The 23,430-nt window shown below is 55.3% G+C and carries 25 protein-coding genes; 9 read left to right on the top strand and 16 right to left on the bottom strand.

Annotated elements, in window-relative coordinates:
- Nucleotides 1-173 precede the first annotated feature (173 nt).
- A complete protein-coding gene (gene gmhB, locus AQ981_RS14080; protein WP_058912369.1) occupies nucleotides 174-734 on the bottom strand; it encodes a D-glycero-beta-D-manno-heptose 1,7-bisphosphate 7-phosphatase in 561 nt (186 codons plus the stop codon).
- 187 nt (nucleotides 735-921) lie between these two features.
- Here gmhB and metN point away from each other — a divergent pair, with 187 nt between their 5' ends.
- From metN to AQ981_RS14045, 7 genes are all read left to right on the top strand, one after another.
- Nucleotides 922-1,953: a methionine ABC transporter ATP-binding protein MetN gene (gene metN / locus AQ981_RS14075; protein WP_058912368.1), complete on the top strand. Its 1,032-nt coding sequence runs from the start codon at nucleotides 922-924 to the stop codon at nucleotides 1,951-1,953.
- Complete coding sequence (locus AQ981_RS14070) at nucleotides 1,946-2,599, top strand: methionine ABC transporter permease MetI (protein WP_058912367.1); 654 nt, start codon at nucleotides 1,946-1,948, stop codon at nucleotides 2,597-2,599. The genes metN and AQ981_RS14070 overlap by 8 nt, the downstream gene beginning before the upstream one ends.
- A 37-nt stretch (nucleotides 2,600-2,636) precedes the next feature.
- The gene (locus tag AQ981_RS14065; protein ID WP_058912366.1) at nucleotides 2,637-3,452 is read left to right on the top strand and encodes a MetQ/NlpA family lipoprotein; all 816 of its coding nucleotides are present in this window, start codon (nucleotides 2,637-2,639) and stop codon (nucleotides 3,450-3,452) included.
- Nucleotides 3,453-3,566: 114 nt separating this feature from the next.
- A complete protein-coding gene (rcsF, locus tag AQ981_RS14060; RefSeq protein WP_058912365.1) occupies nucleotides 3,567-3,971 on the top strand; it encodes an Rcs stress response system protein RcsF in 405 nt (134 codons plus the stop codon).
- Nucleotides 3,968-4,675 carry a tRNA (N6-threonylcarbamoyladenosine(37)-N6)-methyltransferase TrmO gene (tsaA, locus tag AQ981_RS14055; protein WP_058912364.1) on the top strand — a complete coding sequence of 236 codons (708 nt, stop codon included), beginning with the start codon at nucleotides 3,968-3,970 and terminating at the stop codon, nucleotides 4,673-4,675. The genes rcsF and tsaA overlap by 4 nt, the downstream gene beginning before the upstream one ends.
- 109 nt (nucleotides 4,676-4,784) lie before the next feature.
- A complete protein-coding gene (proS, locus tag AQ981_RS14050; RefSeq protein WP_058912363.1) occupies nucleotides 4,785-6,503 on the top strand; it encodes a proline--tRNA ligase in 1,719 nt (572 codons plus the stop codon).
- A gap of 67 nt (nucleotides 6,504-6,570) precedes the next feature.
- Complete coding sequence (locus tag AQ981_RS14045) at nucleotides 6,571-7,356, top strand: YaeF family permuted papain-like enzyme (protein WP_058912362.1); 786 nt, start codon at nucleotides 6,571-6,573, stop codon at nucleotides 7,354-7,356.
- Between the two features lie 8 nt (nucleotides 7,357-7,364).
- On the opposite strand, the gene nlpE is transcribed toward AQ981_RS14045, so the two are convergent.
- From nlpE to AQ981_RS14030, 3 genes are read right to left on the bottom strand one after another with little or no spacing between them, the layout of a single operon-like run.
- Nucleotides 7,365-8,057: an envelope stress response activation lipoprotein NlpE gene (nlpE, locus tag AQ981_RS14040; RefSeq protein ID WP_058912361.1), complete on the bottom strand. Its 693-nt coding sequence runs from the start codon at nucleotides 8,055-8,057 to the stop codon at nucleotides 7,365-7,367.
- A 24-nt stretch (nucleotides 8,058-8,081) separates the two neighbouring features.
- Nucleotides 8,082-8,504, bottom strand: coding sequence for an alternative ribosome rescue aminoacyl-tRNA hydrolase ArfB (arfB, locus tag AQ981_RS14035; RefSeq protein ID WP_058912360.1), 423 nt, complete (start codon nucleotides 8,502-8,504; stop codon nucleotides 8,082-8,084).
- Nucleotides 8,501-9,046: a YaeQ family protein gene (locus AQ981_RS14030; protein ID WP_058912359.1), complete on the bottom strand. Its 546-nt coding sequence runs from the start codon at nucleotides 9,044-9,046 to the stop codon at nucleotides 8,501-8,503. Before AQ981_RS14030 ends, arfB begins: the two co-directional genes overlap by 4 nt.
- A 214-nt stretch (nucleotides 9,047-9,260) precedes the next feature.
- Here AQ981_RS14030 and AQ981_RS14025 point away from each other — a divergent pair, with 214 nt between their 5' ends.
- Nucleotides 9,261-9,461 (top strand): YaeP family protein, encoded by a 201-nt coding sequence (locus tag AQ981_RS14025; protein ID WP_058912358.1) that lies wholly within the window; start codon nucleotides 9,261-9,263, stop codon nucleotides 9,459-9,461.
- Complete coding sequence (gene rof / locus AQ981_RS14020) at nucleotides 9,448-9,708, top strand: Rho-binding antiterminator (RefSeq protein WP_058912357.1); 261 nt, start codon at nucleotides 9,448-9,450, stop codon at nucleotides 9,706-9,708. The genes AQ981_RS14025 and rof overlap by 14 nt, the downstream gene beginning before the upstream one ends.
- Nucleotides 9,709-9,755: 47 nt before the next feature.
- Here rof and AQ981_RS14015 read toward each other — a convergent pair whose 3' ends face one another.
- The 12 genes from AQ981_RS14015 to skp all read right to left on the bottom strand — a co-directional run bounded on the left by AQ981_RS14015 (nucleotide 9,756) and on the right by skp (nucleotide 23,333).
- Nucleotides 9,756-10,070 carry a c-type cytochrome gene (locus tag AQ981_RS14015; protein WP_058912356.1) on the bottom strand — a complete coding sequence of 105 codons (315 nt, stop codon included), beginning with the start codon at nucleotides 10,068-10,070 and terminating at the stop codon, nucleotides 9,756-9,758.
- Nucleotides 10,064-11,362: a tRNA lysidine(34) synthetase TilS gene (gene tilS, locus AQ981_RS14010; RefSeq protein WP_058912355.1), complete on the bottom strand. Its 1,299-nt coding sequence runs from the start codon at nucleotides 11,360-11,362 to the stop codon at nucleotides 10,064-10,066. Before tilS ends, AQ981_RS14015 begins: the two co-directional genes overlap by 7 nt.
- Nucleotides 11,363-11,364: 2 nt before the next feature.
- On the bottom strand, nucleotides 11,365-11,781 hold the full coding sequence (locus AQ981_RS14005) for a VOC family protein (RefSeq protein WP_058912354.1): 417 nt from the start codon (nucleotides 11,779-11,781) through the stop codon (nucleotides 11,365-11,367).
- Nucleotides 11,782-11,831: 50 nt separating this feature from the next.
- The gene (locus AQ981_RS14000; protein ID WP_058912353.1) at nucleotides 11,832-13,970 is read right to left on the bottom strand and encodes a lysine decarboxylase LdcC; all 2,139 of its coding nucleotides are present in this window, start codon (nucleotides 13,968-13,970) and stop codon (nucleotides 11,832-11,834) included.
- A gap of 148 nt (nucleotides 13,971-14,118) precedes the next feature.
- The gene (gene accA / locus AQ981_RS13995; RefSeq protein WP_058912352.1) at nucleotides 14,119-15,078 is read right to left on the bottom strand and encodes an acetyl-CoA carboxylase carboxyl transferase subunit alpha; all 960 of its coding nucleotides are present in this window, start codon (nucleotides 15,076-15,078) and stop codon (nucleotides 14,119-14,121) included.
- 106 nt (nucleotides 15,079-15,184) lie between these two features.
- A complete protein-coding gene (gene dnaE, locus AQ981_RS13990) occupies nucleotides 15,185-18,667 on the bottom strand; it encodes a DNA polymerase III subunit alpha (protein ID WP_058912351.1) in 3,483 nt (1,160 codons plus the stop codon).
- Between the two features lie 37 nt (nucleotides 18,668-18,704).
- On the bottom strand, nucleotides 18,705-19,301 hold the full coding sequence (gene rnhB / locus AQ981_RS13985) for a ribonuclease HII (protein ID WP_058912350.1): 597 nt from the start codon (nucleotides 19,299-19,301) through the stop codon (nucleotides 18,705-18,707).
- Entirely contained in the window at nucleotides 19,298-20,446 is a 1,149-nt protein-coding gene (gene lpxB / locus AQ981_RS13980; RefSeq protein ID WP_058912349.1) for a lipid-A-disaccharide synthase, read from the bottom strand. The genes rnhB and lpxB overlap by 4 nt, the downstream gene beginning before the upstream one ends.
- Nucleotides 20,446-21,234 (bottom strand): acyl-ACP--UDP-N-acetylglucosamine O-acyltransferase, encoded by a 789-nt coding sequence (lpxA, locus tag AQ981_RS13975; protein WP_058912348.1) that lies wholly within the window; start codon nucleotides 21,232-21,234, stop codon nucleotides 20,446-20,448. The genes lpxB and lpxA overlap by 1 nt, the downstream gene beginning before the upstream one ends.
- 3 nt (nucleotides 21,235-21,237) lie before the next feature.
- Complete coding sequence (gene fabZ / locus AQ981_RS13970; RefSeq protein WP_058912347.1) at nucleotides 21,238-21,693, bottom strand: 3-hydroxyacyl-ACP dehydratase FabZ; 456 nt, start codon at nucleotides 21,691-21,693, stop codon at nucleotides 21,238-21,240.
- Between the two features lie 116 nt (nucleotides 21,694-21,809).
- Nucleotides 21,810-22,835, bottom strand: coding sequence for a UDP-3-O-(3-hydroxymyristoyl)glucosamine N-acyltransferase (gene lpxD / locus AQ981_RS13965; RefSeq protein WP_058912346.1), 1,026 nt, complete (start codon nucleotides 22,833-22,835; stop codon nucleotides 21,810-21,812).
- Between the two features lie 3 nt (nucleotides 22,836-22,838).
- Nucleotides 22,839-23,333, bottom strand: coding sequence for a molecular chaperone Skp (gene skp, locus AQ981_RS13960; protein WP_058912345.1), 495 nt, complete (start codon nucleotides 23,331-23,333; stop codon nucleotides 22,839-22,841).
- Between the last annotated feature and the right edge of the window lie 97 nt (nucleotides 23,334-23,430).

Genomic DNA, 23,430 nt, shown 5'->3' with positions numbered 1-23,430 from the left:
ACGCGTTCCTCTTGCAGAGTCAACCCTGACATTCAGGATTTTCTCACATCAACCCGCCGCTATGCTCAGCGCCGTGTCGATGGAGGCGCATTATAGGGAGACCGTCCGGGATAGCAAGCACAAATTTTGAAAAAAATGCCGGACGTTTAGTTTTTAAACTCAACGCCCGTTTTTTAACGCTTTTTAATCGCCGCAGGTAATTCGGCGAGGCTATTAAGCACCCAGTCAGCGGCAGATTCCGCCTCACTTGTTAAAGACTTACCGGTTCGCACCAGTACTTTAGTACCCACCTGCGCGGCAGCGGCAGCCTGCATATCTTCCAGCTTATCGCCCACCATATAAGAGGCTGCCATATCAATATGCAGATAATCCCGCGCCGAATTCAGCATCCCCGGTTGAGGTTTCCGGCAATCACATGACAGGCTGAATTCAGCGACTGAGCCTTCCGGATGGTGCGGACAATAGTAGATACCATCAAGATCAACCCCGCGATCGGCGAGCGACCAGTCCATCCATTCAGTCAGTTGCTCAAATTGCGCCTCAGTAAACATACCGCGCGCAATGCCTGACTGATTTGTCACCAGCACCAGCATAAATCCCATCTCTTTAAGTTCACGCATCGCATCGATCGCGCCATCGATAAATTCAAACTGGTCGATCTCATGAACATAACCATGATCGACATTAATTGTGCCGTCGCGATCGAGAAAAATTGCAGGTACTGGTTTAGCCACCGGAAAAACTCCATGGAAAAGTAATAGCGCGTAGTATCGCACGTTTCACCGCCAGAGAAAGCGTCCAATATACGGATTGATTTAGACGTCTGGATGCCTTAACATCCATTCAGTTTTACGGTCATTGTCCGTATCCGGCATCCCAATGCCACGGCTAACCTTCTAAAATACGATAATAAATAACCAGATGATTAAACTTTCGAATATTACTAAAGTGTTCCAGCAGGGGACCCGAACGATTCAGGCGCTGAATAATGTCAGCCTGCATGTTCCCGCCGGGCAAATTTATGGCGTGATTGGCGCTTCGGGAGCCGGCAAAAGTACGCTGATTCGCTGCGTCAACCTGCTGGAGCGCCCCACCCAGGGAACCGTGCTGGTTGACGACCAGGAGCTGACATCCATGACCGACTCGCAGCTCACCAGAGCGCGTCGCCAGATAGGGATGATCTTCCAGCACTTTAATCTGCTCTCTTCACGCACCGTTTTCGGTAATGTGGCGCTGCCGCTGGAGCTGGACAACACGCCAAAAGAGGAGATTAAACGCCGGGTAACGGAGTTATTGAGCCTGGTGGGATTAAGCGACAAGCAGGACGCCTGGCCGGCCAACCTGTCGGGGGGCCAGAAGCAACGTGTGGCCATCGCCCGCGCCCTGGCCAGCAATCCAAAAGTTCTGCTCTGCGATGAAGCCACCAGCGCGCTGGATCCGGCCACTACCCGCTCTATTCTCGAACTACTCAAAGACATCAACCGCCGTCTCGGGCTGACCATTTTGCTGATCACGCACGAAATGGATGTGGTAAAGCGCATTTGCGATTGTGTCGCCGTCATCAGCAATGGCGAACTGATTGAGCAGGATACTGTGGGCGAAGTATTTTCCTATCCCAAAACACCGCTGGCTCAGCAGTTTATTCAGTCCACTTTACATCTGGACATTCCGGAAGATTATTCTGCGCGCCTGTCGCCGGAACCGGGCAAAGACAGCGTACCGCTGCTGCGTCTGGAATTTACCGGTCAGTCGGTAGACGCGCCGCTATTGTCTGAGACCGCGCGGCGTTTTACGGTCAACAACAATATTATCAGCGCGCAGATGGATTACGCTGGTGGTGTGAAATTCGGCATCATGCTGACGGAAATGCATGGCGACAACGCCGATACGCAGGCCGCTATCGCTTACCTGCAAGAGCATAATGTAAAAGTGGAGGTGCTCGGCTATGTCTGAAGCGATGATGATGCTGATGCTGCGCGGCGTCTGGGAAACCCTGGCAATGACATTCGTGTCCGGATTTTTCGGTTTCGTGCTCGGCCTGCCGGTCGGCGTTCTGCTGTACGTTACCCGCCCCGGGCAAATTGTTGAAAACCAGAAGCTGTATCGCACAATTTCAGCACTGGTAAATATTTTCCGTTCGATTCCTTTTATTATCTTGCTGGTATGGATGATTCCCTTTACCCGCGCCGTTGTCGGTACTTCCATCGGCCTGCAGGCGGCTATCGTGCCGCTGACGGTAGGCGCCGCGCCGTTTATCGCCCGTATGGTGGAAAACGCGCTGCTGGAAATTCCCTCCGGGCTGATCGAAGCCTCCCGGGCTATGGGCGCCACACCGCTGCAAATCGTTCGTAAAATTCTGCTGCCGGAAGCGTTACCGGGTTTGGTTAACGCCGCCACTATCACACTCATCACCCTGGTAGGCTATTCTGCTATGGGTGGTGCAGTCGGAGCTGGCGGTCTGGGGCAGATAGGCTATCAGTACGGGTACATTGGCTACAACGCTACTGTGATGAATACTGTACTGGTATTGTTGGTGATTCTGGTTTATCTGATTCAGTTCTGCGGCGATCGTATCGTGCGTGCTGTAACGCATAAATAACACAACATCTTTTTGATTCTCAGAGGAAGGAAGGGATATGGCTTTTAAATTTAAAACCTTTGCAGCAATAGGCGCACTTATCGGTTCCCTGGCGCTGGTTGGCTGTGGTCAGGAAGAAAAAGATCCTAACCACATTAAAGTTGGCGTCATTGTCGGTCAGGAACTGCAGGTCGCCGAGGTAGCTAAAAAAATCGCTCAGGAAAAATATGGCCTGAATGTAGAGCTGGTCACCTTTAACGACTATGTGTTACCGAACGAAGCCCTGAGCAAAGGCGACATTGATGTTAACGCATTCCAGCACAAGCCTTACCTGGATCAGCAGATCAAAGAGCGTGGTTATAAACTGGTGCCGGTCGGCAATACGTTTGTTTACCCTATCGCTGGCTACTCGAAAAAAATCAAATCGTTAGATGAACTACAGCCAGGCTCTCAGGTCGCTATCCCTAATGATCCGACTAACCTTGGCCGTTCTCTGCTGCTGTTGCAGAAAGTAGGTCTGATCAAGCTGAAAGACGGTGTTGGCCTGCAGCCGACCGTGCTGGATGTTATCGAAAACCCGAAAAACCTGAAGATTGTTGAACTGGAAGCGCCGCAGTTACCGCGTTCCCTGGACGACGCTCAGATTGCACTGGCGGTCATTAACACCACCTATGCCAGCCAGATCGGCTTAACACCCGCAACCGATGGTATCTTTGTCGAAGATAAAGAGTCGCCGTACGTTAACCTGATTGTGGCGCGTGAAGATAACAAAGACGCCGACAACGTGAAGAAATTCGTTGAAGCGTACCAGTCTGATGAAGTCGCTAAAGCGGCGAACGAAATATTTAAGGGCGGAGCCGTTAAGGGCTGGTAATAGATCAGCAAGGGTAGCTCTGAAATATTCAGGACGGGCGTTTGCCCGTCTTGTTATTTGCACAATCAACTGATTCAATAAGGGCCGTTCAACCCTTTCTTTTGAGGAATTATTATGCGTGCTTTACCGATCTGTTTAATGGCGCTCGTTCTGAGCGGCTGCTCTATGCTAAGCAGATCTCCCGTCGAGCCTGTTCAAAGCACGGCAACCCCAATGAAAGCGGAGCCGGCAAAACCTAAAGCTCCCCGGGCGACTCCGGTAAGAATCTATACCAACGCAGAAGATCTGGTCGGTAAACCATTCCGCGACCTCGGCGAAGTCAGCGGAGAATCCTGCCAGGCGACGAATCAGGACTCTCCTGCGAATATCCCTACGGCCCGTAAACGCATGCAGATCAACGCCGCGAAAATGAAAGCCAACGCCGTACTTCAGCACAGCTGTGAAGTGACCAGCGGTACTCCCGGCTGCTATCGCCAGGCTGTTTGTCTGGGCTCAGCACTGCAAGTCAGCGCCAAATGACGGACTGGAACATTAACCCGATTGGGGTTATTCGTTCACCTTACAAAGAAAAGTTTGCCGTACCGCGCCAGCCTGGCCTGGTAAAAGACGGAGGCGGCGAACTGCATCTCATCGCACCTTATAATCAACCGCAAGCAGTGCGTGGTCTGGAAGAGTTCAGCCATCTGTGGCTACTGTTCATTTTCCACCAGACCGCGAAAGGCGGCTGGCGTCCAACGGTACGGCCGCCCCGACTGGGCGGCAATGCCCGCATCGGCGTGTTCGCCACCCGTTCGACCTTTCGCCCAAACCCAATCGGCATGTCGCTGGTTGAACTCCGCGGCATCGACTGCCAGAAAGATAGCGTTATCCTGCGTCTGGGAAGTCTCGACTTAGTTGATGGTACCCCCGTGGTGGATATCAAACCTTATCTGCCTTTTGCCGAAGCCCTCCCACAGGCGCGCGCCGGCTACGCACAGCTGGCCCCGGAGGCCGCCATGCCGGTAACCTTTACCCCGGAGGTTGCGCACCAGATAATAACGCTGGAAAAGCGCTACCCGCATCTGGCGCGCTTTATCAGCGAAGTTCTGGCTCAGGATCCGCGACCGGCCTACCGGAAGGGCGAAACATCCGGTAAAGACTACGCGGCGCATCTGCTTGATTTCAATGTCCGCTGGCGCGTCACCGAACAGGGCGCGCAAGTGTTTGCCCTTGAGGCACGTTAAATTCATTCCTTCTCTTTTGGCATTTCTGCCACACTGGTAAACTAAACCACTTTTTTGTGTCAGGCTGTCCTGAGCCTGCTCCCGATCGTTCAAATGGAACCGTAACAACATGCGTACTAGCCAATATCTGCTCTCCACCCTCAAGGAGACGCCTGCCGACGCGGAAGTGATCAGCCATCAGTTGATGCTGCGCGCCGGGATGATTCGCAAGCTGGCCTCCGGGTTATACACCTGGCTGCCGACCGGTCTGCGCGTCCTGAAAAAAGTCGAAAATATCGTGCGTGAAGAGATGAACAACGCCGGTGCGATTGAGGTGTCTATGCCGGTGGTTCAGCCAGCCGATTTATGGCAGGAGAGCGGTCGCTGGGAGCAATATGGTCCGGAGTTGCTGCGCTTTGTCGATCGCGGCGAACGTCCGTTTGTCCTGGGTCCGACTCATGAAGAAGTGATTACCGATCTGATCCGTAACGAACTGAGTTCCTATAAGCAGTTGCCGCTGAACTTCTTCCAGATTCAGACCAAATTCCGTGACGAAGTACGCCCACGCTTTGGCGTGATGCGCTCGCGCGAGTTCCTGATGAAAGACGCCTACTCTTTCCATACGTCTCAGGAGTCGCTGCAGGAAACCTACGACGCGATGTACAAAGCCTACAGCGCTATTTTCACCCGTATGGGCCTCGATTTCCGCGCAGTCCAGGCAGACACTGGCTCCATCGGCGGTAGCGCGTCTCATGAATTCCAGGTGCTGGCGCAAAGCGGTGAAGACGATATCATCTTCTCGACCGAATCTGATTATGCGGCCAACATTGAGATGGCGGAAGCCGTCGCGCCGGCTCACGGTCGCGGCGCACCCACCCAGGAGATGCGTGTAGTCGATACCCCGAATGCCAAAACCATCGCCGAACTGGTTGAACAGTTCAATCTGCCAGTAGAGAAAACCGTTAAAACCCTATTGGTTAAAGCAGTTGAAGGCAGCGCTTTGCCGCTGGTTGCCTTACTGGTGCGCGGCGATCACGAACTCAATGAAGTGAAAGCGGAAAAACTGCCTCAGGTCGCCGCGCCGCTGACCTTTGCGACCGAAGCGGAGATCCGCGCCGTGGTTAATGCTGGTCCGGGTTCTCTGGGTCCGGTGAACATGCCGGTGCCGGTGGTTATCGACCGCAGCGTGGCGGCGATGAGCGATTTCGCTGCTGGCGCCAACATGGATGATAAACACTTCTTCGGTATCAACTGGGAGCGCGATGTCGCTGTGCCGGAAGTCGCCGATATTCGTAATGTCGTGGAAGGCGATCCCAGCCCGGACGGTAAAGGCACTCTGCAGATCAAACGTGGTATCGAAGTGGGCCACATCTTCCAGTTGGGCAGCAAATATTCCGATGCCATGAAAGCCACCGTTCAGGGCGAGGATGGCCGTAACCAGGTACTGACGATGGGTTGTTACGGTATCGGCGTCACCCGCGTGGTTGCAGCCGCCATTGAGCAGAATCATGACGAGCGCGGTATTGTCTGGCCGGATGCTATTGCACCGTTCCAGGTAGCAATTCTGCCGATGAATATGCATAAATCCTTCCGCGTTCAGGAAGTTGCGGAAAAACTTTACAGCGAGCTGCGGGGCCATGGGATTGAGGTGTTGATGGACGATCGTAAAGAGCGCCCGGGCGTCATGTTTGCTGATATGGAACTGATCGGCATTCCGCATACCGTGGTGATTGGCGACCGCAACCTCGACAGCGACGATATCGAATATAAATATCGCCGCGAAGGCGATAAGCAGCTAATCAAAACCGGAGAAATTATCGACTTCCTGGTCTCCCGCATTAAGGGATAATGCGTTAATCTGAGAACGCCCTGCCACGGCAGGGCGTTTCTTTATCCCCTGACAAAGGAATGTCAATATGAAATACCTGCCTGTCGCTGTCCTGCTCAGCGCTGCGTTATCCGGCTGCACGCTGGATATTGCCACCTCGTCTTCCGACCAGACATCCGCGGGTATCCGGCTTCAACAACTCAGTTCCGCAACGCCATCGTCTTTGACCAGGATCCGAGCCGATCAGTTGCAAGCGGGTGACCTGCTGTTCTCTTCGAGTATCGCCCTCTCCTCGCTGGGCATTCGTTTATTCAGCGCCACCTCAGTCAGCCACGTCGCCATCTACCTTGGCGACGGGCAAGTCGCCGAAGCCGTCGGTTCCGGCGTGCAAATTCTACCGCTGGCAGAGGTAGAGGAGCATAGCGATAAGCTGTTCGCTTTACGGGTGCCGGCAATGACCCCGGAGGCGGCGGAGCAGATTAAACAGTTCGCCCACGCCCGGGAAGGCAGGAAATACAATTACAGCGGGATACTGGAAATGGTGCCATTTATGGTGACAAAACAGATATGCAACCTGAACCCATTTTCCCGGGACTTTCGCCAGCAGTGCGTTTCCGGGCTGGCGGATGCGCAACTCAGTCATTCGGGCGCATCAGACAGTTACTTTTGCTCGCAATTCGTCAGCGCCGCTTACGAATTCGCCGGTATTCCCCTTACCCGGGCCAAAACTAACTGGCTGAGCCCGGCGGACCTGCTGCATATGCGCGAAGGGGATGTGGCGACATTTGCGCCACAGTATCCGCTCAGTTATGTCGGCCATCTGAAGAAAGGCTTGTATCTCAACATCGCGACCGCGGCTCAGCCGGCGCGCTGAGCCGCCGGTTAATCACAGTCTTTACCCGGCTGGAACTGGCCGCGACTATCAGCGACGATCGTTTTCCGCATCTCGCCGCTGTCCGGGTTCGCCCGCAGGGTAAAATGCGCCTGAACAATCAACAGCACCGGACGCATCTCTGTACCGCGCGCCGCTATGTAATCCCGCTCAAGCTGAGGGTTTCCGTCCACCCCAAAGGTGCGCCCCGTGGCACAGTCGGTAAAAATCGCCGCGTCCGCCATGTATTTATACATGCCTTTCATCGCCATCGGCGTGGTGGGCAGCGCATCTTTGGTCGGCTGAAGCCGGTAGTTCAACGCCGACTGAATTGGATTGCCGTCCCGATCCAACATTTCCAACCCTTCACCTTCCGGGTGGAAGTAACGCTTTTCGCCGTTACTTTGTGTCAGCACCAGTTTATTGGCGGTTCTGGCCCAGGTTCCCCAGGATGAAAACACCGCATCGGCCGCTTTGCCCTGATAACGCTCTTTCATCACCCAGGTGCCATCTTTAGCCAAAAACAAAGAGGTATCCACCCCGCCACAATCCGCACACGGCAACACGCCGCGAAAACTTTGCTGCATCGGCTTAAATTCGGCCAGTTCAGCAGGTGCAACAATCTGCGATTCAGAATGATTATTACAGCCAATCAGGGTGAACAGCCCAACCGCTGCCATCACTGATAAAATAATTTTTTTCACCGTGTCTCCCTTCTCTGGTTCTGTCTATTCCACGATGCGGCGTACCTTGCCGCGCAGCGCTTTCGTCGTCGACTTCTGCGCTTTAGCGTTCAGACGCCGTTCTTTTGAGGCTCGCGTCGGGCGAGTAGCCTTTCGACGCTTCTGCGGCGCAGTAAGTTCCCGAATTAGCGCAACGAATCGCGCCACCGCCGCCTCGCGATTCATCTCCTGGCTACGGTATTCCTGCGCCTTTATAATGATAATCCCTTCAGGGCTGATCAAATGGTGGCTGGCAGCCAGCAGGCGCATCTTATAACACTCTGGCAGGCTCGATGCCCGGATGTCAAAGCGCAGGTGTATCGCCGTCGAGGCTTTATTGACATGCTGCCCCCCGGCCCCCTGAGCGCGAATGGCCGTAATTGTCAGCTCATCATCGGGGATCGACACCGTATGCGACAGAGCAATCATTGCGCCGGTTGCCAGGGTTCAAAGTGAATTTCCAGATTATTCTGCCCGTCAGACAGCCAGATAATGCCTTCCTGAAGCGTGGCCTGTAGCGTCATATTACGCGCCGCCAGTTGACTGAGTGCCGCCAGTTGCCGATCGTCCAGATACCAGACAGTCAGGTTAGCGTACTGGCGCAACTTTTCCTGATGTTGCTGCCACCAGACCTGGGCCGCCCGCTGGTTATAGGTGAATAACACCACCTCTGTCGCCAGACTGCAGGCTTTTTTCAATCGACGCTCTTCGGGAAGGCCCAGTTCGATCCACAGGTCCACGCCCAGATGATCATTACGCAACCAGATTTCCGGTTCGTCGTCGGCGCATAAACCTCGGGTAAACTGCAGCCGTTGATCGGCATATTTTATCCACGCCAGCAAACGCAGCATCATGCGCTCCTGGGTTTCCGACGGATGACGCGCCAGCGTAAGCTGGCTGTCCAGAAACTGGTTTCTGTCCAGATCGGCCACGTTCACCGACGCTTTATAAATGGTTGCTTTTAATGCCATAACTCCCCCACGGCGTGAATAGGGCCTATTGTAGCGAAAAGCCGTCCGCCCCGCGCGCTTATCCCGGCGGATCCCGCTGAAAATGTGCATTGCCAGCAGCTAATAACGCTTAAATGAGTGTGGTATAGTCACCTTGCTAAACAGAGTTTATCTTCGTAGGCTTAACAGGCGACCCACGATAAAGTCTGCTGTTGAAGCACTGACAGGAGGGCATGTGGAAAAATATTGTGAGTTAATACGCCAGCGGTATAGTGAGATAGCCAGCGGCGATCTGGGCTATATCCCGGATGCATTAGGCTGCGTATTAAAGGTTCTGAATGAAATAGCCTCTGACGAAGCACTTTCGGAGTCAATCAGGGAACAGGCGGCATTTGCCGCCGCGAACTTACTGGTGAGCGATTATGTCAATGAATGATGCCTATCAACCCATCAATTGTGATGATTATGACAATCTGGAACTCGCCTGCCAGCATCAACTGTTACTGACGCTGGAGTTGAAAAGCGGCGAGGTATTACGGGCGAAGGCGCATGACCTGGTGACGCGGAAAAACGTTGAATACCTGATCGTTGACGACGCAGGCAGCGAACGGGAAGTGCGTCTTGATAAGATTGCCAGCTTCAGCCACCCGGAAATTGGCACCGTCGTAGTCAGTGAATCCTGAAGATAAGCTAACTTAAAAACGGGCGGCCGCTGAGCCGCCCGTTTTGTTTATGGTTTCTGCGCGGCGTAATAGGCCGCCAGATTTTCAATATCCTCATCCGACAGACCGCTGACATAGGCTTTCATGATTTCCGCCTGCCCGCCGCTGCGCTCGCCTTTTTTGTAAGCGTGCAGCGAGGTCGCCAGATACTCCTGGCTTTGGCCCGCCAGCGTCGGGTACAGCGGAACCGAAGATTTACCGGTGGCGCCATGACAGGCCACACACATCATCGCTTTCTTCTCTCCCGCCTGCGCATCGCCTTTCGCCAGCACAAACGGCGCCCAGCTTATCAACAACGCGCCAGCCAGCACCTTCTTTAACATTGCTCACTCTCCTTCTGCCAGTCTATATGCCAGCATGTTTGTGGATTAGCTTCACCTTCACGGGTAACAAAGACGCCGCAGGCGGCAATCAATTGCTCACCGTAAAACAGTAGTGGCGTGGTATCTCGCTGCCAGGGGGGAATTCCCAACTCCTGCCACAATTTTTTTAATGTCCTTCCCCGCTCTCTTCCCACAATATGCAGATGCCCGGCAACCTGAAACCTTACCGAAACCGGTTCATCAGCACGGGGAACGCGCACCGGCATTCCGCCCTCATGGCGGCGTAACCATCCCAGCCCGGCTGGCAGTGGCAGAGGTTTGTGGGTATCCGGCCAGTCAATAACGGTCTCCCGCTGGCCGGTGATGGTTTTCACCCACCATAGCGCCTGCTGATAGCGTCGCACCTCGAACGCGCCAAAACGCAGACGCGGCGCGGCATCCGCTTTGCTGCAAGCCACTTCATCCCACAGCCGCTGCAGCGCCGCCCGGGAAGGCATTACCGCCCGGTGCCAGGCAAACCAGCGGCGCAACAGCGCAGCGCGACGCGCCTCGCTCATTGCCTGCAAGGGGTCGATCAGCAGTTGCCCCTGCGGCTTAATCAGCGCCGCCAGTTGCTCAGCCAGCAGCTCATCAAGCAGTTGCTCCTGTTCACCGCACAGCCGGGCACTACGCGCCGCCGCCTGCGGGAAATGGGGCCAGCGCCGGATTAACGCCGGCAGAACCCGCAAACGCAAAAAATTACGATCATAGCCATCATCGTCATTGCTATCGTCATCGACCCAGATTAGCTGGTGTTCATCGGCCCAACGCTCCAGCTCCGCACGGGAACAGGACAGCAACGGACGCACCAGTTCACTACCGGCAAACGCCAGACGTTCCGGCATCGCAGCCAGCCCGGCAGGACCACTGCCGCGCTTAAGCGCCAGCAGCAGTGTTTCGCACTGATCGTCGAGGTGCTGTGCGGTCGCCAGTACCTCTCCGGGCCGCAGCGCGCGCTTCAGCGCCGCATAGCGCGCTGCCCTGGCCTGCGCCTCAATCCCCTGGCCGTCCTCCTGCAACTGTACCCGAATGACCTCCAGCGGCACCCGCCACGCCTGACACAGTGCCTGACAATGGGCTGCCCAGTCGTCGGCAAAGCGGCTGATACCGTGGTGTATATGCGCCGCGCGCAGAGATATCTGCGGCTGTGCGGCGCGCAACAGCGTTAACTGGTGGAGCAACACGGTGGAATCCAGCCCACCGCTAAAGGCCACCAGCCAGTGCCGATAATGCTGCAAATGCCCGGGAATCATAGTCACCGTATTTTCAGCGCCGATCCGAACTCGTGTTCATACAGTTCCAGCGGCAAACCGTCCGGGTCGGCAAAAAAGGTGAAGCGCCTGCCGGTAATCGGGTCGACGCGCACGGCCTCACACGGTACGCCGCAGCTTTCCAGGTGCTGTACCGCACGGTCGACATCCGCCACGCTGAACGCCAGATGACGCAAACCACAGGACTCCGGGCGGCTGGGCCGCGGCGGCGGCGAGGGAAAAGAGAACAACTCAATGACGTACTGGCCGTTCAGCGCCAGGTCTCCTTTCCAGGAATCCCGGGCTTCGCGGTACACTTCATTGATTAAAGAAAAACCGAGCACATCGCAATAGAACGCCTTACTGCGCGCGTAATCGCTGGCAATAATGGCGATATGGTGAACCTGTTGTAATCCGAGCATAATCTCCCCCGTAGCTCCCGGCATGTTAGCGTTTCAGCCTGCGGGATGCATCAGTTCTGTTTCAGTACCCGTACCCGGTATACGCCGTCCTCACCCAGCTTAGCGCCATGAATGTCGGTTTCAAACCCGGGGTAGTGCTCCCCGACGTCGCACAGCATCAGCAGAAAATCGAGCACTGCCCGGCTCTCTTCGGTGATCATCTCCCCGGGCATAACCAGCGGCACCCCCGGCGGGTAAGGCAGGATCATACTCGCAGATACCCGCCCAATCAGCTGCGATATCTCTACCGTTTCAACATTGCCTTTCACCTGCTGCTGATACATCTGATGCGGCGTCATCTTCATTTCCGGCAAAACATCAAACGCCCTGAGCATCAGATCCGCAAAATTATGCTGGCGGATTAACTGGTGGATCCCCTGCGCCAGAGTCTGAATGCGCATATTGCGGTAGAAATCAGGATCCTCAGCGTACAGATCCGGCAGCACATTCCTGACCCGTAAATTCAGATCATAAGCGCGCTTGAATTCCGTCAACCCACGCAGCACACTGAGCGCCCGGGTTTTATCGATACCGATACTGAACAGAAACAACAGGTTATAAGGACCGGTTTTTTCCACCACAATCCCGCGCTCGTCGAGGAATTTTGCCACCAGCGATGCCGGGATCCCCTCGTCGCTCATGCTGCCATGTTGATCCATGCCCGGCGTCAGAATCGTGACTTTTACCGGGTCGAGGAACATATGATCGGTATCCGGATCGACAAAGCCATGCCACGCTTCCCCCGGCGTTACCGGCCAGCAGTCAGCTTCTTCAATATCTTCAGGCTGCCAGATATCGAAAAACCAACCGTCGCTTTCATCCCGCAGCCGTTGAACCTCTTTGCGGAAGTGCTGCGCCCGTTCGACGGAACGATTAATCAGGCGCTTACCGGCATTGCCATGCAGCATAGCGGCCGCGATTTCGATCGATGCTACCAGCGGGTAGCTCGGCGAAGTGCTGGTATGCATCATATAAGCTTCATTAAACGCGTCTTCATCGTAGTCGCCTTTAATATGGATGAGCGACGCCTGGGAGAGGGCCGCCAGCATCTTGTGAGTGGACTGCGTTTCATAAATAACCTTGCCGGGAATGCGTTCGCCGCTCATCCCGCTTTTCCCCTGGTAGATGGGGTGGAAATTGGTATACGGCACCCAGGCTGAGTCAAAATGGATCGACGGCACGTCCAGTGTCTGTTTGATCCACCCGGTGTTGTACAGCAATCCGTCATAAGTGGAGTTGGTGATTACCGCATGTACCGGCCAACTGGCGCGCGGTGTGGCGGCCACTTTATCGGCGATTGCCTGGCGCCCAAACTCATGTTTCGGGATACCGCCCAGAATCCCCAGCGCATTGCGGGTCGGCTTCAGCCACAGCGGGATCAGATCGCTCATCATCAGTAAATGGGTCAGCGATTTATGGCAGTTACGATCCACCAGCACGGTACTGCCGGCCGGCGCCGCGTACATACCGACGATTTTGTTCGATGTCGAGGTGCCGTTGGTCACCATATAGCTCTGTTCGGCGCCGAAGGTACGGGCGATATACTCTTCCGCCTCCAGATGCGGACCGGTGTGATCGAGCAGCGATCCCAGCTCCGTCACCGATATTGATACATCCGCCTTCAGGGTATTGCCGCCGAAGAAATCATAAAACAGGCAGCCTACGGGACTTTTCTGATACGCCGTGCCGCCCATATGTCCAGGTGTGCAAAAAGTGTATTTACCCTCTTTCACGTAAGTAAACAGCGCCTTCGTGAAAGGCGGAATAATATTATCCAGATACTCGCGGGTGTACTGGCTGATACGGGTGGCTATCTCCTGGGAAATACCCAGCGCGTATTCAAAAAACCATAGCGCCATGCGCATTTCATTGGCGCTGACGTCCATCGTGGAGTGGGTGTTGATAAAAGCGTAAAGCGGCAGATATTCGTTGAGCTGGTTAATCTCACTACACAGATCGAGGGTATATTCATCCCAGTCAAACACCACGCCGCAAATGCGCGGGTTATGCTCAATCAGTTTGATCAAATCGGTGCGGTTTTGCGGGTAAATTAGCTGAAACCCCTGTTGCTGCAGCGCATCGTGCAACTCCCTGATGGGCTCATCTTTATAAAACACGCCGTGCGGGCCCATGGTGGCAATGATATTCACAACTTACCTCCCTGACATTCTCTCCCGTTAAGCATAGCTGACCAAATTCGCCAGGGTTTCAGGACAGCGGGTAATGCCTGCCACGGAAAATCCACAAAAGAAAAGGCCGGTAAAAACCGGCCCTGTAAAATTTATACGGCAGAATGAATCAGGCGTAACCGTAGTTCATCAGGCGCTGGTAGCGGCGATCGAGCAGTTCTTCCTGGCTCAACAGGTCCAGATCCGCCAGATCCGCCAGCAGTTGCGCCTTCAGGGATGCCGCCATCTCTTCCGGGTGACGATGCGCGCCGCCCAGCGGTTCCGGGATCACGCTATCAATCAGCTTCAGCTCTTTCAGGCGCGGCGCGGTAATGCCCATCGCTTCCGCCGCCAGCGGCGCTTTATCGGCGCTTTTCCACAGAATAGAAGCGCAGCCCTCCGGCGAAATAACCGAATAGGTGCTGTACTGCAGCATGTTAACTTTATCGCCGACACCGATCGCCAGCGCGCCGCCGGAACCGCCTTCACCGATAACGGTGCATACCACCGGCACACCCAGGCGGGACATTTCGCGCAGATTACGGGCGATAGCTTCAGACTGACCGCGCTCTTCCGCCCCGACGCCCGGATAGGCCCCTGGCGTATCGATAAAGGTAATAATCGGCATCTTAAAACGCTCGGCCATCTGCATCAGACGCAGCGCTTTACGATACCCTTCCGGGGCCGGCATACCGAAGTTACGACGAATCTTTTCCCGGGTTTCGCGGCCTTTCTGATGGCCAATGACCATCACCGGGCGCCCGTCCAGACGCGCCACGCCGCCGACAATCGCTTTATCGTCTGCATAGGCGCGGTCTCCCGCCAGCTCATCGAAATCGTCGAACGCCAGGCGGACATAATCAAAGGTATAGGGACGTTGGGGGTGACGCGCCAGTTGGGCTATCTGCCATGCCCCGAGGTCGGCGAAGATTTTGCGGGTAAGCTCGACGCTTTTCTCGCGCAGACGATGTACCTCTTCGTCAATGTTGATATCGAGTTTTTCATCCTGACGGCTGACGGCGGTCAGGGAATCGATTTTCGCTTCCAGCTCTGCAATCGGCTGTTCAAAATCAAGGAAATTCAGACTCATAGTATTCCTGTATTAGTCAAACTCCAGTCCTGACGGTCCAGACCTGGCTGCGGGCGTTATGTTCATCTCAACGATTCAAAAACCGAAGAACACCGATGCGCGAGCATCACTCAAACTCCAGTTCTACCTGTTCCGAACCAACCAGACTACGAAGATCGTTCAATAGACGATCGCTGGGAGATACGCGCCATGTTGCGCCAAAACGCAGCCGGGCCCGGGCATCCGCTCTCTGATAATAGAGATGTACTGGAATGGTCCCCGAGCGATGGGGTTCCAGAGACTGACGGAGACGGTTTAATAGCTGGTCATCAATTTGCCTGTCCATCAGCGAGATAGCAAGCCCGCGCGCATATTTTTCGCGGGCTTCGTCAATGTCCATGACTTCACGGGCGGTCATTTTAAGCCCACCGCTGAAGTCATCAAAGCTGACCTGTCCGCTGACGATCAGAATACGGTCTTTTTCCAGCAATTGCTGGTATTTTTCCAGAGCATCTGTGAATAACATCACTTCCAGACGCCCGGAACGGTCATCCAGGGTACAGATGCCGATACGGTTGCCACGCTTGGTGATCATCACCCGGGCAGCCAGCACCAGACCCGCCGCAGTGGTCACCTTACCGCGATCGGTCGGATGCATATCTTTCAGGCGCATTCCCCCGACATAACGCTCAATCTCTTTCAGATACTGATTGATCGGGTGGCCGGTCAGGTACAGGCCGAGGGTTTCGCGCTCACCATCCAGTACCACCTGTTCCGGCCATGGAATGCAGCTGGCGTAAGATTGCTCAATCTGCTCCGGCTCTTCCGCCAGCACGCCGAACATATCCGCCTGGCCGATGGCTTCCGCTTTCGCGTGCTGATCGGCGGCCTTCAGAGCATCCCCCAGCGAATTCATCAGCGCCGCCCGGTGTGGCCCCAGGCGGTCAAAAGCGCCGGACATGATCAGCTTTTCCAGCACCCGGCGATTAAGTTTTTTGGTATCGGTGCGGGCGCACAGGTCAAACAACTCGCGGAAATAACCGCCCTGGTTGCGCGCTTCAATAATCGCCTCAATGGGGCCTTCCCCCACTCCTTTAATGGCGCCGATACCGTAAACAATCTCGCCGTCATCGTTAACGTGGAAATGATAAAGCCCGGAGTTGATATCCGGCGGCAGGATCTTCAGCCCCATACGCCAGCATTCGTCGACCAGGCCAACCACCTTATCGGTATTATCCATATCCGCGGTCATTACCGCGGCCATAAACTCGGCCGGATAGTGCGCCTTGAGCCACAGGGTCTGGTAAGAGACCAGCGCATAGGCGGCAGAGTGCGATTTGTTAAATCCATAGCCAGCGAATTTCTCCACCAGGTCAAAGATTTTCATCGCCAGTTCGCCGTCAACGCCGTTGTTCTTTGCTCCTTCCTCAAAGGTACCGCGCTGCTTGGCCATCTCTTCCGGCTTTTTCTTACCCATGGCGCGACGCAGCATATCCGCGCCGCCAAGGGTATAGCCAGACAGTACCTGGGCAATCTGCATCACCTGTTCCTGATACAGGATAATGCCATAGGTAGGCTCCAGCACTGGCTTCAGGCTCTCGTGCTGCCACTGAATATCCGGATAGGAGATCTCTTCGCGACCATGTTTACGGTCAATAAAGTTATCCACCATCCCCGATTGCAGCGGACCCGGGCGGAACAGCGCCACCAGTGCGATCATGTCTTCGAAGCAGTCCGGCTGCAGACGTTTGATCAGATCCTTCATGCCGCGGGATTCAAGCTGGAATACCGCGGTGGTTTCCGCCCGTTGCAGCATGTCGAAGCTTTTCTTGTCATCCAGCGGGATAGCGGCAATATCCAGCGGCGCTTCACCGTTCTTCTCGCGCCGGGCGTTGATCATCTCCAGCGCCCAGTTAATGATGGTAAGAGTTCGCAGACCGAGGAAGTCAAACTTCACCAGACCGGCGTATTCCACATCGTTTTTGTCGAACTGGGTTACCGGATGCTGGCCGGCTTCATCACAGTACAGCGGCGCAAAATCGGTAATTTTGGTGGGGGCGATCACCACCCCACCGGCGTGCTTACCGGCGTTACGGGTCACCCCTTCCAGTTTACGGGCCATATCGATAAGGGCTTTTACTTCCTCATCGGCCTCGTAAATTTCCGGCAGTTGCGGCTCCGCCTCAAAGGCCTTCGCCAGCGTCATGCCCGGATCGGGCGGCACCAGCTTGGAGATGCGGTCAACAAACCCGTAAGGATGGCCCAGTACGCGGCCAACATCGCGGATTACCGCCTTCGCCGCCATGGTACCAAAGGTAATAATCTGCGATACCGCATCGCGACCGTACATGTCCGCCACGTGATCAATCACCTGATCGCGCTTCTCCATACAGAAGTCGACGTCGAAGTCGGGCATTGAAACACGTTCCGGATTCAGAAAACGTTCGAACAGCAGGTCAAATTCCAGCGGGTCGAGATCGGTAATTTTCAGCGCATAAGCCACCAGCGAACCGGCGCCGGAGCCTCGCCCCGGGCCGACCGGCACGCCGTTGTCTTTCGACCACTGAATAAACTCCATTACGATCAGGAAGTAGCCCGGGAAGCCCATCTGGTTGATAACCTGGAGTTCCACTTCCAGACGCTCATCATATTCAGGGCGCCGCTGGGCGCGAATTTCTGGATCGGGGAACAGGAACGCCAGACGCTCCTCAAGGCCTTCGCGTGATTTTTTAATCAGGAAGTCTTCCGTGGTCATCTCCCCGGTCGGGAACTGCGGCAGGAAGTATTCCCCGAGGCGTACCGTCACATTACAGCGTTTGGCGATCTCCACGCTGTTCTCCAGCGCCTCCGGAATATCCGAGAACAGCTCACACATTTCCTCTTCGCTGCGCATATATTGTTGGGAAGAGTAATTACGCGGCCGTTTGGGATCGTCGAGAGTGAAACCGTCGTGAATGGCGACGCGAATCTCATGGGCGTCGAAGTCGCTGGCCTCAAGAAAGCGCACATCGTTGGTGGCGACCACCGGCAGACTGCGCTCTTCGGCCAACTGGATCGCCGCATGCAGATAGCTCTCTTCGTCAGGCCGACCGGTGCGGATCAATTCCAGGTAAAAACGGTCGGCAAAATACTGCTGATAAAACGCCAGCGTTTGATCCACCAGCGCCATATTACCGCGCAGCAGCGCTTTACCGATCTCTCCCATACGCGCACCGGAAAGGACAATTAATCCTTCGCTCAGTTCCGCCAGCCAGGCGCGATCGATCCATGGGCCGGAAGCACCATAGCCGCGCTGATAGGCGTGAGAGATCAATAAGGTTAGATTCTGGTAGCCGACGTTGTTCATCGCCAGCACGGTGATGTGGGTCAGTTCATCGCCCAACCCTTCGCTGGCGATATTAAAATCGGCGCCGACAATCGGCTTCATACCAGCACCGTGGGCGCCGCCGTAGAACTTCACCAGACCGCACAGGTTAGTGAAATCCGTGATCGCCAGCGCCGGCATACCGAGCGCCGCCGCTTTTTTCACCAGCGGGCCGATTTTGGCCAGCCCGTCAATCATGGAAAAGTCACTGTGCACCCGCAGGTGTATGAAACGTGGTTCAGCCATCTCTTCTTCCGGTTAACTCTGCCGCGTTATCAGCAATTCAGGATGCCAGTCCCAGAGCGTGTTTGACAGGCGCGAAGCTGCGGCGATGATGTTCCGTCGCGCCGTGCTCTGCCAGCTTTTCAAGATGAAAAGCGGTGGGGTAGCCCTTATGTTGGGCAAAACCATATTGTGGAAAATCAATATCCAGCGCCGCCATTTCCGCATCGCGGCAAACTTTGGCCAGAATCGACGCGGCGCTAATCTCCGCCACCCGGCTATCCCCTTTCACCACCGCCATAGAAGGCATCGGCAACGACGGGCAACGATTGCCGTCGATCAGGACATATTCAGGGACTATCGACAAACCAGCCACCGCGCGCTGCATCGCCAGCATGGTGGCATGCAGGATATTCAGGCTATCGATTTCATGGGGTTCCGCCCGCCCCAGGCTCCAGGCCAGCGCACGCTCCTTGATCAATTCACACAGCGCCAGGCGGCGCTTTTCCGAGAGTTTTTTCGAATCGGCAAGCCCGGGAACAGGCCGGGCTGGATCGAGGATCACGGCCGCCGTCACTACCGCGCCGACCAGCGGTCCTCTGCCAACCTCATCCACACCAGCCACCAGTTGGGTATGTGGATAGATAAATTCGTTCATTGGGCTAACTCCAGTACGGCGTCCGCCGCCTGTTCATCGGCATTACAGCGAATCTGCTGATGCAGGTGGCGAAAGGTATCGTGCATCTGGTGGCTGGTAGACCCGCCTTCAAGCAGCGGAGCCAGGGCATCGGCCAGCGCCTGGGGCTGGCACTCATCCTGCAACAGCTCTTTCACCAGTTCCCGACCCGCCAGCAGGTTGGGTAATGATACATATTCGGTCTTTACCAGCCGCTTCGCCAGCCAGAAAGTGAACGGCTTCATCCGATAGCCGACCACCATTGGGCATTTCGCCAGCATACACTCCAGCGCCGCGGTACCGGAGGCCAGCAGCGCAGCATCGCTGGCGATCATCGCCTCCCGGGCATGACCATCCAGCAGGCGCACGTCGAGATCCGGCGCCGCCTGGGCCTTAATATGTTCAAATTGTTCGCGACGCCGGGCGTTGACCAGCGGCACTACCACTTCCAGCGCCGGCCAGCGCGCTTTTAGCAGTTGCGCCGTTTTCAGAAAATCGGCGCTGAGCATTTCCACTTCGGCGCTGCGGCTACCGGGCAACAACGCCAGACAGCGGGCGTCGTGAGCAATTCCCAGCACATCCCGGGCAGCGTTTTTATCCGGGTCCAGCGGCATTGCATCGGCCATGGTATGACCGATAAACCGACATGGTACGTTAAATTTATCGTAAAACGCTTTTTCGAAAGGCAGAAAGGCCAGTACCAAATCGGTTGCTCTGCCTATTTTGAAAACGCGTTTCTGACGCCATGCCCAGACCGATGGGCTGACGTAGTGAATGGTTTTGATTCCCTGTTTCTTCAGGTTCCCTTCGAGGGTGATATTGAAATCCGGGGCATCAATGCCGACGAAAACATCGGGCTGCAGGGCGCTAAAACGGCGGGTTAAATCGGCTCTGATATGCAGCAGGCGGCGCAGGCGTCCCAGCACTTCAACGATGCCCATCACCGCCAGCTCTTCCATCTCATACCAGGCTTCGCAGCCTTCGGCCTGCATACGCGGACCCGCCACACCGACAAAACGGGCGTCCGGCACCCGGGCTTTCAGCGCGCGAATCAGACCAGCGCCAAGAATATCGCCGGAGGTTTCTCCGGCGACCAGGGCAATCGTTAGTGGACGACCCGCTTTCATCAACGGATCAAACCGCGCGTAGAGCGGGCAAAGAAATCGACAAACGCCTGCACTTCCGGATGCTGCTGCGCCAGAGTGATAATTTCCGGTTTCGCTTCATCCAGCGTTTTACCACTGCGGTACAGCTGCTTATAGGCATTGCGAATCGCATGCTGGGCCTCTTTAGAGAAACCGCGGCGTTTCAGCCCTTCGATATTGATGCCAAACGGCGTGGCGTGGTTGCCCTGGGCAATAACATACGGCGGCACGTCCTGGGCAACGCCGGAACAACCGCCGACCATGACGTGGGCACCGATAATGCAGAACTGGTGAATCGCCGTCATGCCGCCGATGATAGCATAATCATCAATGGATACGTGTCCTGCCAGCGTCGCATTATTGGCAAGAATACAGCGGTTGCCTATCGTACAATCGTGCGCCACATGGGCGTTGATCATCAACAGGTTATCGCTGCCCACCTTCGTCAATCCCCCGCCTTGCGCGGTACCGCGGTGGATAGTTACGCTTTCGCGAATGCGGTTGCGATCGCCGATTTCCACGCGGGTCGGTTCGCCAGCATATTTAAGATCCTGGTTCACTTCGCCGATGGAAGCGAACTGATAGATCTCATTATCACAGCCAATTTTGGTATGGCCATTCACCACGACATGGGACTTCAGCGTTGTTCCGGCGCCGATTTCCACATCAGGACCCACAAGACAGAACGGGCCAATATGGGCATTAGCGCCAATAACGGCGCCCTGCTCCACAATGGCCGTAGGATGAATAAAGGCGGATGAATCAATCACGTATCAGGCCTCCCGGCTACGGGCACACATCATCGTTGCTTCACAGACAATTTTACCATCTACCGTCGCGACGCCTTTAAAGCGCGTCAGTCCACGGCGGGTTTTCTCAAAAGTAACTTCCATGATCATTTGATCGCCAGGCACTACCGGACGCTTAAAGCGCGCTTCATCAATACCTGCGAAGTAATACAGCTCGCCCGGCTCCAGCTTGCCGACGCTTTTAAATGCCAGGATACCCGTGGCCTGCGCCATGGCTTCCAGGATCAGCACGCCGGGCAGGATCGGTTTACCTGGGAAATGTCCCTGGAAAAAAGGCTCGTTCACAGAAACATTTTTCACGGCGCGCAGAAAACGACCTTCTTCAAAGTCCAGCACGCGATCTACCAGCAAAAACGGATAACGGTGCGGTAGCAGTTCAAGAATCTCTTCAATGTGCAGAGTATGAGTGTCAGTAGTCAAAATACTCTTCCTGTCTAAAAATATACTGAGTGACAATAATAACACGGCCTGCGGCGATCCGAAGATCGCTGGCAGGCCGCAAATCTGATCTCTGTCGTCAGACGCTGACGGGTGAGTTAATCCTGTTGATTGAGCTTACGCTCAACAGCCTTGAGGCGCTTGCTCATCTCATCGATATTCATCACCAACGCCGCCGTTTTACGCCAGACTTTATTCGGCTGCAGCGGAATGCCGGAAGAGTAAATCCCCGGTTCCGTTATTGGACGCATCACCATCCCCATGCCGGTTACGGTAACTTTATCGCAGATTTCCATGTGACCGTTGATAACGCTGGCGCCGCCAATCATACAATAGCGGCCAATTTTAAGGCTACCCGCCATGATGACGCCACCGGCAACCGCCGTATTGTCTCCAATCACGACGTTGTGCGCAATCTGGCACTGATTATCAATAATCACGCCATTACCGATCAGCGTATCATCCAGTGCGCCGCGGTCGATAGTGGTACAGGCGCCGATCTCCACGCGATCGCCAATAATAACGCGACCCAATTGCGGGATCTTCACCCAGTTGCCGCGATCGTTGGCATAGCCGAAACCGTCCGCGCCGATCACCGTGCCGGACTGAATCAGGCAGTGTTCGCCAATCTGAATATCATGGTATACCGTGACGTTGGCCCACAGGCGGGTTCCCGCCCCCAGACGCGTGCGTTTGCCGATAAAACAACCGGCGCCGATCGCCACGTTATCCCCCAGCTCTACATCAGACTCAATCACCGCGTTAGCGCCGACAGAGACATTGTTGCCAAGTTTTGCGCTGGGATCGATAACCGCGCTGGCGGCAATATTCTGCGCGGGCTGCGGAGTGGTATCCAGAATCTGGGCCATCCGCGCGTAAGTCAGATAGGGGTTCTTCACGACCAGCGCGGCGCCTCTGGCGTACGGCAGGTCATCCTGCGTCATCACCACCGCGGAAGCCTGGCATTCTGCCAGTTGCTCACGATAGCGAGGGTTCACCATGAAGGTAATTTGGCCTGCGCCTGCACTCTGCATGGATGCCACACCAGTGATGGCGATATCGCCATCACCGTGTAATTGCGCATCCAACTGCCGGGCCAGCTCAGCCAGTCGAATTGAAGGCATTACTTATTTAACCTGTTTCAGGACATCAGCGGTGATATCTTTGATGCTGCTGCCGGAGTAAACCACGGTGCCGGCATCCAGCACAACGTCGTAACCCTTATCGTCAGCCACTTTTTTCACTGCAGTCTGAATACGGGTCACCAGCTTGCCACGCTCTTCGTTTGAACGACGGGCGCGATCCTGTTCGAATGCCTGCGCCTTGGTGGAGAACTGCTGGCGCTCCGCCATAACATCTTTCTCCAGCTTGGTGCGGTCGCTGGCTTTCATGGTAGAGCCATCGCGCTGCAGACGCTGCATTTTGTTTTGCAAAGATGTTTCCATACCCTGCAGTTCACTGGCGCGGCTTTTAAACTCGTTTTCCAGATTTCTGGATACACCGGTGTTTTGAGCTACCTGTTGAAACAGATTACCCATGTTAACCACGGCAATTTTATCCGCAGCTTGTGCAGAGGTCGCTAATACTAAACCGAGCCCTGCGGCGATCAACCACTTTTTCACAATAAACTCCTTACCATCCCATATGTACCCGAAGGTACTGTTCTTTGCGTGGCCCGGGCGGAGTCTCCCCCGCCAGAAGTCATCGCGACACAGCTTA

It is taken from the genome of Entomohabitans teleogrylli (assembly GCF_001484765.1).
GTDB classification, from domain to species: Bacteria; Pseudomonadota; Gammaproteobacteria; order Enterobacterales; family Enterobacteriaceae; genus Entomohabitans; species Entomohabitans teleogrylli.
Note: the sequence above shows the minus strand (reverse complement) of the source record. Positions and strands in the feature narration are given on the sequence as shown.